At 63.7% G+C, this 9,692-nt stretch carries 10 protein-coding genes; 7 read left to right on the forward strand and 3 right to left on the reverse strand.

Translation table 11 applies throughout. The features are described from left to right. Together ACK59X_RS24770 and ACK59X_RS24775 are read left to right on the forward strand one after the other, a co-directional pair. The coding region (locus tag ACK59X_RS24770) for a nuclear transport factor 2 family protein (protein ID WP_409961007.1) at window positions 1-250 on the forward strand (250 nt) is incomplete at its 5' end. A gap of 58 nt (window positions 251-308) precedes the next feature. Beyond that, entirely contained in the window at window positions 309-578 is a 270-nt protein-coding gene (locus tag ACK59X_RS24775; RefSeq protein WP_409961008.1) for a hypothetical protein, read from the forward strand. Between the two features lie 56 nt (window positions 579-634). Here the strand turns inward: ACK59X_RS24775 and xseB are convergent, their stop codons facing one another. Continuing rightward, on the reverse strand, window positions 635-916 hold the full coding sequence (gene xseB, locus ACK59X_RS24780) for an exodeoxyribonuclease VII small subunit (RefSeq protein ID WP_409961009.1): 282 nt from the start codon (window positions 914-916) through the stop codon (window positions 635-637). Then, window positions 913-2,658, reverse strand: a complete 1,746-nt coding sequence (gene xseA / locus ACK59X_RS24785; RefSeq protein ID WP_409961010.1) for an exodeoxyribonuclease VII large subunit — start codon at window positions 2,656-2,658, stop codon at window positions 913-915. The genes xseB and xseA overlap by 4 nt, the downstream gene beginning before the upstream one ends. 473 nt (window positions 2,659-3,131) lie before the next feature. On the opposite strand from xseA, the gene imuA reads away from it, so the two are divergent. The 5 genes from imuA (at window position 3,132) to ACK59X_RS24810 (ending at window position 9,266) form a co-directional block, all read left to right on the forward strand. Continuing rightward, window positions 3,132-3,917, forward strand: coding sequence for a translesion DNA synthesis-associated protein ImuA (gene imuA / locus ACK59X_RS24790; protein WP_409961011.1), 786 nt, complete (start codon window positions 3,132-3,134; stop codon window positions 3,915-3,917). Beyond that, window positions 3,853-5,169: a Y-family DNA polymerase gene (locus ACK59X_RS24795; protein WP_409961012.1), complete on the forward strand. Its 1,317-nt coding sequence runs from the start codon at window positions 3,853-3,855 to the stop codon at window positions 5,167-5,169. The genes imuA and ACK59X_RS24795 overlap by 65 nt, the downstream gene beginning before the upstream one ends. A gap of 28 nt (window positions 5,170-5,197) precedes the next feature. Continuing rightward, window positions 5,198-8,299, forward strand: a complete 3,102-nt coding sequence (locus ACK59X_RS24800) for an error-prone DNA polymerase (protein WP_409961013.1) — start codon at window positions 5,198-5,200, stop codon at window positions 8,297-8,299. Between the two features lie 96 nt (window positions 8,300-8,395). Continuing rightward, entirely contained in the window at window positions 8,396-8,707 is a 312-nt protein-coding gene (locus tag ACK59X_RS24805; protein ID WP_409961014.1) for an HU family DNA-binding protein, read from the forward strand. A 103-nt stretch (window positions 8,708-8,810) separates the two neighbouring features. Further along, on the forward strand, window positions 8,811-9,266 hold the full coding sequence (locus tag ACK59X_RS24810) for a helix-turn-helix domain-containing protein (RefSeq protein ID WP_409961015.1): 456 nt from the start codon (window positions 8,811-8,813) through the stop codon (window positions 9,264-9,266). Window positions 9,267-9,287: 21 nt separating this feature from the next. Here ACK59X_RS24810 and ACK59X_RS24815 read toward each other — a convergent pair. Beyond that, a partial coding sequence (locus ACK59X_RS24815) for a hypothetical protein (RefSeq protein WP_409961016.1) occupies window positions 9,288-9,692 on the reverse strand: 405 nt, incomplete at its 5' end.

A 9,692-nucleotide genomic window follows, 5' to 3' on the forward strand; every position in this document is an offset into this window, starting at 1 on the left:
GACTTTCGTGGGCGATCAGACGCTGCGCGGTAAGGAAGCCGTTCGCCGATGGATGCCCACTGCGTACCCTGAGCCACCGGTGTTCAAGGTGCACCATATGGTGGCGGAGAACGATTGGCTCATCGCCATCGGCGAGATCACGCTGAAGAACGACGCAGGCCAACCCATGCGGCATTCCTACAGCGACGTCTGGCGCTTCAAGGACGGCAAGCTCGACAAACTGCAAGCCTTCGTGATTCCCACGGAGTGATGCGCTCGCTTGAACGGGGCGCATGGCATCAACGTAAAGGCGTGGTTACTATCACCTCATGCTGCTCACCCTGCACATCATCAAGATCGAATCCGGAGACTACCGCGCTCACGTGATGGAAGGTGCGCAGCATCTGGGCGACTATGAGACGACGCGCATTGCCGACGCAATCCGCCTGGCAGCAGAGAATCCTCTTCCCGACTTGGCGGGGGTTCACCTCTGGTACGAACATGTCTCAGTTGGCAGCGTGACTGTTGGCAACATGCGAAGCGATTCCGAGGCGCTGGCGCGACGCCTGGTTGAACTGCATGCGCTCTTCAAGAACTGACTTGGAAATGAATCGTTCTTAAAATAACGGATCAGGCGGCAGTTCATCAGAAGCGTTCAAAACGGGATATCGTCCTCGCTGTCTGGAACCTGCTGCTCCTTCGGCACACTGGCGCGGGATTTCGAGGCCTTGCCATCGGAGGCCTTTTGTTGCGCCCCACCCAGTGCCTTCTCCAAGGCCTTCTCCACCGCATCAATGCGCTCCTGGCACACCTTGTAGGCGGCCACGGACTCCTCGACGATGCTCAGCAGGTCATCGATGTTGGGCTCGGACTGCTGCCGCAGTGTTTGGGCATGGCGCTGCAAGACGCTGTACGACTGTTTGAACGTGGTGCTCATAACTTGTTGTCCTCTTGGAGCTGGGCATTCCGAACTCCGTCTCTGAATTGGATGGTGACCTGAGCTTCGGCGCTGGTGGCGCTGGTGATGGCATTGCCATCGGCGTCGCGCACGAGAGCGAAGCCCCGGCCCAAAGTCTTCTCCGGTCCCTGCCCTGCAATCTCGCGCAGCAGAGCCTGGGTATCAGTTTTGGCGGTGGCCACGGCTTGGCGGGACCGTGTCGCAACATCCTCAAATGCCCGGGTGGTTGCATCCCCCACGAAGCGCAGATCGGCTGCGGCCTTGTCGAGCACATTGGCTCGGTTGGTCTGGATGTTGGCACGGGCGGTCTGCAGCGACTGCCGTGCCTCGGCGCGAATCTCGGCCAGGGCTGCCGGCACGGCACTGCGGGCTAGTGATAGTTGCTGGGCCGCCAGACGGCGCACATCGTTGAACTGGCGTTCCGTGCCTTCCGCTGCTGTACGCACTGCCTGTGCAGCATCCAGCTGGGTCTGGGCCAGCAGGCCGCGAGCCTCCTGGCGGTTGCGCGCCACCTCCTGCCGAGCTCCCGATTCAATGGCGGCATAGCGCTCCACCACGGTACGCCTCGTCGCACCTACCATCTTGGTCGCATCGCGGATCACGTCGGCGAACAACGCCTTGGCTTCCTGGGCACGCTGGAGGATGAGTCGCTCGACCCCTGCAATGACCTTGGATGGCGTGTCGTAGCGGATGTGCGCAACCTCATCGAGCACCGTGTTGTCGCGCTCATGGCCAATGCCGGTGAGCACCGGAACTTCAAGCTCGCAGACGGCGCGCACCAGGGCATAGTCGTTGAGCCAGGCCATGTCGTTGATAGCGCCGCCACCACGAATGATCGCCACTGCGTCAGGCAACGGGTCACTGTCTTCATCCCCTGTGCCCATGCGGGCCATGGCGCCCAGCAACGCCCGCCGGATTTCCGCTGCGGCGCCGTCGCCTTGAAAGCGGCTGTGCACATACACAAATCGGCAGATGCCCAAGGCCTGCAGACGACTGGCTTCTGATTGAAAGTCTCCCAGGCCGGCACCACCTTCAGGAGCCACCACCAGGACCAGGTTGTAATCCCAGGGCGCTGGCAACTGGCGGTTGAGATCGAATAGACCTTCGCCCTGCAGGCGTTCACGGATCTCCCGCTTGCGGGCTTCCAGGTCGCCCAGCGTGTATTCGGAGTCGATGGCATCGACCTCGATGCTGAATCCGAACTGGGGTTTGAACACGGGCCGGGCTCGCACGAGCAGCTTGATGCCGGGACCGATCTGGGCACCTGTGGCTGACTCGAAATTGGGCAGGATCTGGCTGGCCGTGCTGGACCAGATGACGGCATTTGCTTTGGCCGTGATTACACCGGATGCATCGCGCTCGGACACCTCCAGGTAAACGTGGCCGTTGCGCACCCGGGTGTCCACCACCTCTACCAAGGTCCAAACCCCGGCCTTGAAGGCCTGGGAAACCGCTGCGGAGACGCCCTGCAGCAGTTGAGAAAGTGGCACACCCTTTTTGCTGGGCACGGCCAGATCATGGGACTCGGCAGCAGCTGGCGCGAGCAGATCCGTGGATGTGCTGGGGGCAGCAGCACCGCCATCCGGCACCCACTGCGCGAAAGGTGCCAGATCGCGCCCCTCAGGCACGTACCACTGCCGGCGGCTCGGATCCCATCGGGCGCCGAGCGCCTTCACGCGGTCCTTGTCCCCGAAGGAGGAGACGAGATAGGTGTCGCTCATGCCGCCGTCGGCAAAGCTGGCGGCGCGTCGGCTTGGCCTTGGCGCCAGGCCCCCATGTCAGCGAACTCCCTGGTGCAGCCGGAACAGACCAGCCTTTCGCCATAGCGCATCACCCCCTGGCCATCGCGCTCCACCACCCTGCGGTAGTTGGTCGATCCACAGTAGCCACAGCGGTTCACAGGTGCAATTCGTTCAGTTTCCATCGTTGGACACTTATACAGAAATCCGCCTCTACCGGCACTTGGGACAGTGGAGCACCCTGACCTTGCTGCAGGGTTTCAATCGCACGCGGCGGCCGGGCATCGCAAATATTTTTCCAGCGCGCTCGTTCCCTTGATCCTCCCGCGCCGGTCATGATTCACCCGCTATCGAATTGGATGCGGGCGGCTGGCAATGGCCTTCAACTGCCATCGGAACCCTCTTTTCTGTCAGTAGGCTTGTCCATATACTGGATGTAATTACAGTATTTTGCCATGCCTGCCGCCCCCGCCTTTCGCCCCCTCGACACCCAGGATCTGCCCACGGCCGTCCGGGAGTCGCTGTGGATGGGCGATGACCTGGCGCAGCAGAACCATCCCACGGTACCCACGGGGTTCGAGCTGCTGGATGCCTCTCTGCCTGGAGGTGGCTGGCCCACACGATCGCTGACCGAGGTGCTGTCCCCCCAGGCCCCGCTATGCGAATGGGCGCTGGTGGGCGAGTGCATTCCGTCCCTGATGCAGGGAGATGGCCAGATCCTGCTGGTGTCCCCTCCCCTGCAGCCCCATGCCGGCGGCCTGGCCCAACGCGGTGTGCACCCGGACCGCTTGGTCTGGATCCGCGCCAAGGCGCCGGCCGACCGGCTGTGGATCACCGAGCAGTTGGTGAAGTCCAACCCTCGGGGTGCCGTCTTCGCTTGGCTGCCGCAGGCGCGCGCTGACCAGATCCGGCGCCTGCAGGTGCACGCCCAGTCCTGCCAGTCCCCGGTGTTCCTGTTTCGGCCCACGGGGGCCCGGCGGGAGGCCTCGCCTGCGCCGCTGCGTGTGCTGGCATCGCTGGGCACTGGCTGGAACATCCGCGTGGAGATCCTCAAGCGCCGCGGCACACCGTGCACGGATGCCATGGAGCTGGAGGCCATCCCTCCCCAGTTGCGCAAGGTGCTGCCGCCTCGGCTGCTGCGCTCGTCTCTTTCTTTTTCTCGCGAGGAGGCCCCCGATGCTCGGGATCTGGGCCGCACTGCGACCTCAGCGCTCCACCCGCGAATCCTGCACCCCCATTGATCTGCAGTCTCTGGCCATATGGGCGCTGCAGTACTCACCGCGTGTGGCGGTACTGGAGGAGGCTGTCTTGATCGAGGTGGGGGCCAGTGCGCGCCTGTTTGGCGGCCTGGCTCAGCTTCGTTTGCGTATCGAGGCCGAAGGGACGGCGCTGGGGGTGGAGGCCGTTGCCTGGGCGCCATCCGCCACCGCTGCCCTGGCCCTGATGCGCGCGGGATTGTCGGATGGTTTTGCGGGTCCCCTGCCCTCCCTGCTGGACAAGCTGCCGCTGGAGACCATCACGGCGGTGGCCTCCCACCAGGGAACGCTGCAACGCCTGGGCTGCAGGACCCTGGGCGATGTGCGCAAGCTGCCGCGGGGCGGGTTGAGCCGGCGTTTCGACAAGGAGCTGCTCGCGAGGCTGGACCAGGCCTATGGGCTGCGGCCGGAGGTGTACGAGTGGGTGCAGTTGCCCGAGACCTTCAGCGCCAGACTGGAGTTTCAGTATCGGGTGGAGCATGCGCCTGCGTTGATGTACGGTGCCCGCCGGCTGCTAATGCAAATGTCGAGCTGGCTGGCAGCGCGGCACATGGGTGTGACGGCATTCACCCTGAGGTGGGCCCACGATGCCATGCGCGGCAAGACCGCCGGCACCGGTGGCGAGCTGACCGTGGGCACGGCCGAGCCCACGCAGTCCGTGGAGCACCTGAGCCGGTTGCTGAACGAGCACCTGGCGAAGGTGGAGCTGCTGGCCCCTGCCGGCGACATCGAGCTGCTTGCCTGCCAGACCATCCCCATCCAGCAGGAGAGCAAGTCCCTTTTGCCCGAGACCATCCGCCAGGGCGAGGCCACCTGGCTGGTGCTGGAGCGGGTGCAGGCGCGCATTGGCAAGGATGACGTGGTGCGGCCCCTACTGTGGGCGGACCATCGGCCCGAGTGGATGCAGCGCTGGCCTGGGGCGCAAGAGCCGCTGCCCCGGGCCACGCCAGGCGTCTACGAGCTGCCACTGCCGGACTGGGTGCTGGACGAGCCGCTGCGCCTGGCCGAGCGCGGCAATCGGCCCATCTACCAGGGGCCGCTTGTGCTTCTGCTCGGGCCGGACCGGGTTGAAGGTGGGTGGTGGCACCGCGTCGGGGACGGGGCCGAGGAAGACCAGTGCAATGTGCAGCGGGACTACTGGATTGCCCAGAGTGAGCATGCAGGAAGGTTGTGGATTTTTCAGCGGCGACTGGCCAATGATGAGACGGGCTGGTTTCTACATGGGCGCTACACCTGAGTGATGAGGCGATTTGTCGATCACCGCCATGGCCCTTCCTCTCTACGCAGAGCTGCGCTGCGTTTCCAATTTCACATTCTTGGTCGGAGCCAGTTGGCCTGACGAACTGGTCGAACGCGCCAAGGGCCTGGGCTACAGCGCCCTGGCCATCACCGATGAATGCACCATGGCCGGAGTGGTCCGAGCCCATGTCGCGGCCAAGAAGGAAGGGCTGCAGTTGCTGGTGGGCTCGCAGTTCAAGGTGCAGGCGGACTGTCCTTTCACGCTCGTAGTGCTGGCCCAGGACCTGGAGGGATACGGCAACCTGTGCCAGTTCATCACGCGCTTGCGGCGGGGCACGGCAGAGAAAGGTTCCTACCTGCTGAACCGGGCAGACATCGAGGGCGAGGCGCTGGCGCACTGCCTGGTCATGGTGACGCCCTCGCGCGCGGCCACGGATGCGCAGTTGGAGGAGCTGGGCCGCTGGGCACTGACCCGCTTCACCGGCCGGATCTGGATCGGCGTGGAACTGAACCGCCGCATCGACGACGAACTGTGGCTGCACCGCATGCGCACCCTCTCCGTCCTCACCGCCATTCCGCTGGTGGCCATGGGCGACGTGCACATGCATATCCGCAGCCGCAAGCCGCTGCAGGACGTGCTGACCGCCACGCGCGTAGGCCGGCCGCTCACGGAATGCGGCTACGACCTGCAGCGCAGCGCGGAGCAGCACCTGCGCAGCCGGTTACGACTGGGGCAGACCTACCCCGATGACCTCCTGGCCGAGACCATCCGGGTTGCAGAGCGCTGCACCTTCAGCCTGGACGAGCTCAAGTACCAGTACCCCGATGAAGTCGTGCCTGCGGGCCACACGCCCGCCAGCTACCTGCGCCAGGCCACCTACGAAGGGGCTGGGCGCAGGTGGCCGCGTGGCATCCCCGCCAAGGTGCAATCCCAGATCGAGCACGAACTGGAACTGATCTGCGAGCTGCGCTACGAGCACTACTTCCTGACCGTCTACGACATCGTGTCCTACGCACGGTCTGAACACATCCTCTGCCAGGGTCGGGGCTCGGCAGCAAACAGCGTGGTCTGCTATTGCTTGGGTGTCACCGAGGTGGACCCGGCACGCATGTCGGTGCTGTTCGAGCGCTTCATCAGCCGGGAGCGCAACGAACCGCCGGACATCGACATCGACTTCGAACACCAGCGGAGAGAGGAGGTCATCCAGTACCTGTACCGCAAGTACGGCAGGGACCGCGCAGCCCTCGCCGCCATCGCGGTGACCTACGGCCCCAAGCTGGCCATCCGCGATGTGGGCAAGGCATTGGGGTTCAGCCTGGAGACGGTCGATGCCCTGGCCAAGGGGCACCACTGGTGGGATGGGGACGGAGTGCGGCTGGAGCGGTTCGAAGAACTGGGCCTCTCCGAGAACAGCCTGGCCGTGAAGCAGCTGATCCTGCTGACGAGCCAGCTCATTGGGTTTCCGCGTCACCTGTCACAGCACCCGGGGGGCTTTGTGCTCACGCGCGGGCTGCTCAGCCGGATGGTCCCGATCCAGAACGCGAGCATGGAGGACCGCACGGTCATCGAGTGGGACAAGGACGACCTGGATGCCGTGGGCCTGCTCAAGGTCGATGTGCTGGCGCTGGGCATGCTGACGGCCATCCGCAAGGCGCTGGTGCTGGTGGGCATGCGCAGGGGCTATGACTTCGGCATGCAGGACATCCCGGTGGAAGACCGCGAGACCTACAAGATGATCTCGCGCGCGGACACGGTGGGTGTGTTCCAGGTGGAGAGCCGGGCCCAAATGAGCATGCTGCCGCGGCTCAGACCCAAATGTTTTTATGACTTGGTGATCTCCGTGTCCATCGTCCGGCCCGGCCCGATCCAGGGCGGCATGGTGCACCCGTACCTCAACCGCAGACAGGGCCTGGAGCCCGTGGTATATCCGAGCGAAGAGTTGAAGGAGGTGCTCAGCCGCACGCTGGGGGTGACGCTGTTCCAGGAACAGGTCATGCAGGTGGCCATGGTGGCAGCAGGATTCACCGCGGGCGAAGCCGATGACCTGCGCCGGGCCATGGCGGCGTGGAAGAAGCGCGGGGGGCTGGAGAAGTACCAGACCAAGGTCGTGGAGGGGATGAAGGCACGGGGGTATGAAGATGCGTTCGCGCAATCGATCTTCCAACAGATCAAGGGGTTCAGTGGGTATGGGTTTCCCGAAAGCCACGCCGCGAGTTTTGCGCTGCTGGTCTACGCATCGTGCTGGCTCAAGCGGCATGAGCCGGCGGCATTTCTCACTGCCCTGCTGAACAGCCAGCCGATGGGGTTCTACAGCCCCAGCCAGTTGGTGCAGGACGCCAGGCGGCACCGGGTCGAGGTGCGCAGGATTGATGTGATGCACAGCGCGGTGGAATCCGCGCTGGAAGACTTGCCGGCGATCCCCGCGGTGCGGCTGGGCCTGCACATGGTGGCGGGCCTGCATGCCAGCTCGGCCGCACGCATCGTCGAAGCCCGGCAGAACGCCCCCTTCGACAGCGCGGAGGACCTGGCCATGCGAGCCAGGCTGGAACAGCACGAGATGAAGCTGCTGGCTGCCGCAGATGCGCTGCTCAGCCTGTCGGGGCACCGGCGCCAGCAGGTGTGGGATGCAGCGGGGCTGCACTCAACGCCCGAGCTGTTGCAGGAGGCCCCGATCAACGAGGAGTTTCTGGAACTACCCGGGGCGCCAGAGGGCGAAGAGATCGTGTGGGACTACGCGTCCACAGGGCTCACACTGCGCAGGCATCCGCTGGCGCTGCTGCGGCCGCGCATGGCGGCGAAGAAACTCTTGTCATCAAAAGACCTTCGGCACATCCCGGATGGCCGGGTGATCCGCACGGCTGGAATCGTCACACTGAGGCAGCAACCCTCGACGGCCAAGGGCACCATCTTTGTGAGCCTCGAGGACGAGTTTGGATCGGTTCAGGTGATCGTGTGGTCTTCGGTGCGGGACGAGCAGCGGCAGGTGCTGCTGGAGTCGCGGCTGCTGGCCGTCAAGGGGGTGTGGGAGCGGCGGGGGCCGGTGGCCAATTTGATTGCGGACAGGTTGGTGGATCTGACGCCGTGGCTGGGCAGGCTGGGAAGATTGGAGAGTCGGGATTTCAAGTAAGCGAAGCTACGCTCAGCCTTCGGGGCACGGGCTCCATCGCCACGCCGTTGCGCCGATTGCGATATAAATCGCGCTTCACTCTTTTCCTGGGAATGTATGAATCGCGCTGACCTCATCGAAATCCTGGCAACCAAGCATGACCTGTCCAAGGTCGCAGCCGGAGCCATCCTGGAAACCCTGATCGACACCATCCAGACCGCCGTCAAGAAGGACGACCCCGTTCAACTGGTGGGCTTCGGCACATTCAAGTCGGCCAAGCGCTCCGCACGCACCGGCAAGAATCCGTCCACTGGCGCTGCCCTGAAGATCCCCGCGTCCACCGTGCCTAAGTTCGTCCCAGGCGCCAAGTTCAAGGCCGTGGTTGATCCGAAGGCTGCCAAGCGCAAGGCCGAAAAGGCAGGCAAGTAAGCTCTAGCTTCGAATAACAATGCCGCCAGGTCAATTGGCCTGGCGGCTCTTTCATTTCTGCAACAGTGCCACTCTTTGACACTGGCTCGTAGACAATGCGCCCATGACTACCTTCTCTGATGCATTCCGTTCTGAAGTCGTCCGCATGGCCCGCAAGGAGCTTAAGCCTGAACTCCAGGGCATGCGCAAAGCGCTTTCGTCACATCGTTCGGAGATCGCGGCGCTCAAGCGTGAAGTGAAGTCACTGACGTCGCAACTCAAGGCCGCCCAGCGCGTGGTAAAGGAGACTGCAGCGCCTGCTGAGGATGAGCCAGCCCCAGCGCGCAAGGGCGGCAGAAAGTGGGTCTTCAAGCCAGAGGCTCTGGCAGCAAAACGCGTCGAACTTGGCATCTCGACGAAAGAAATGATCACGCTGCTGCAGGCCTCACCTGCATCTCTTAACCGTTGGGAAACCGGCAAATCGAGCCCACGCGCAGCGCAGCTGGAACGCATCCGCCTGGTGCTTGGCCTAGGCAAACGCAAAGCCCTTGCCCTGCTGGCAGAAGGCGAGGGCAAATAGCGGTTTGAGCGCCGCACTACGTCAGGCTGCCGCTGCGGCGCTCAACACCTTCGCCCCCGTGAAAATGCACTCCAGCTTCTCGTTGATGTAATCCGACATCACCGGGTGCAGTGGCAGCGTTTGGCCGTTGTGCACATTGCATTGCGTGAAATCAATCCCATCCCTGTGCGCAGCCCGGTAGGCCGTGATGTACTCATTCATTAGCCCAGCGAACTCGATAAATGGATGGTTGCCGATGGAGACCGCGCTGCGATAAAACGCGTCCGATGCATCCTGCATGCGGGCCAGAGCTACGAGGCGTTCGTTGGCGTCCATGTTCACTTCATCCTTCAAAATTTGACGCAGGCAGCATACCAGCGAGCCATTGCGATTCAGCGATATCTCGTCACAGTGTGACCACGTTGAGATCACTCCCCAGCACCTCCC

The organism is Acidovorax sp., from assembly GCF_046339755.1.
Taxonomy (GTDB): Bacteria; Pseudomonadota; Gammaproteobacteria; order Burkholderiales; family Burkholderiaceae_C; genus Acidovorax.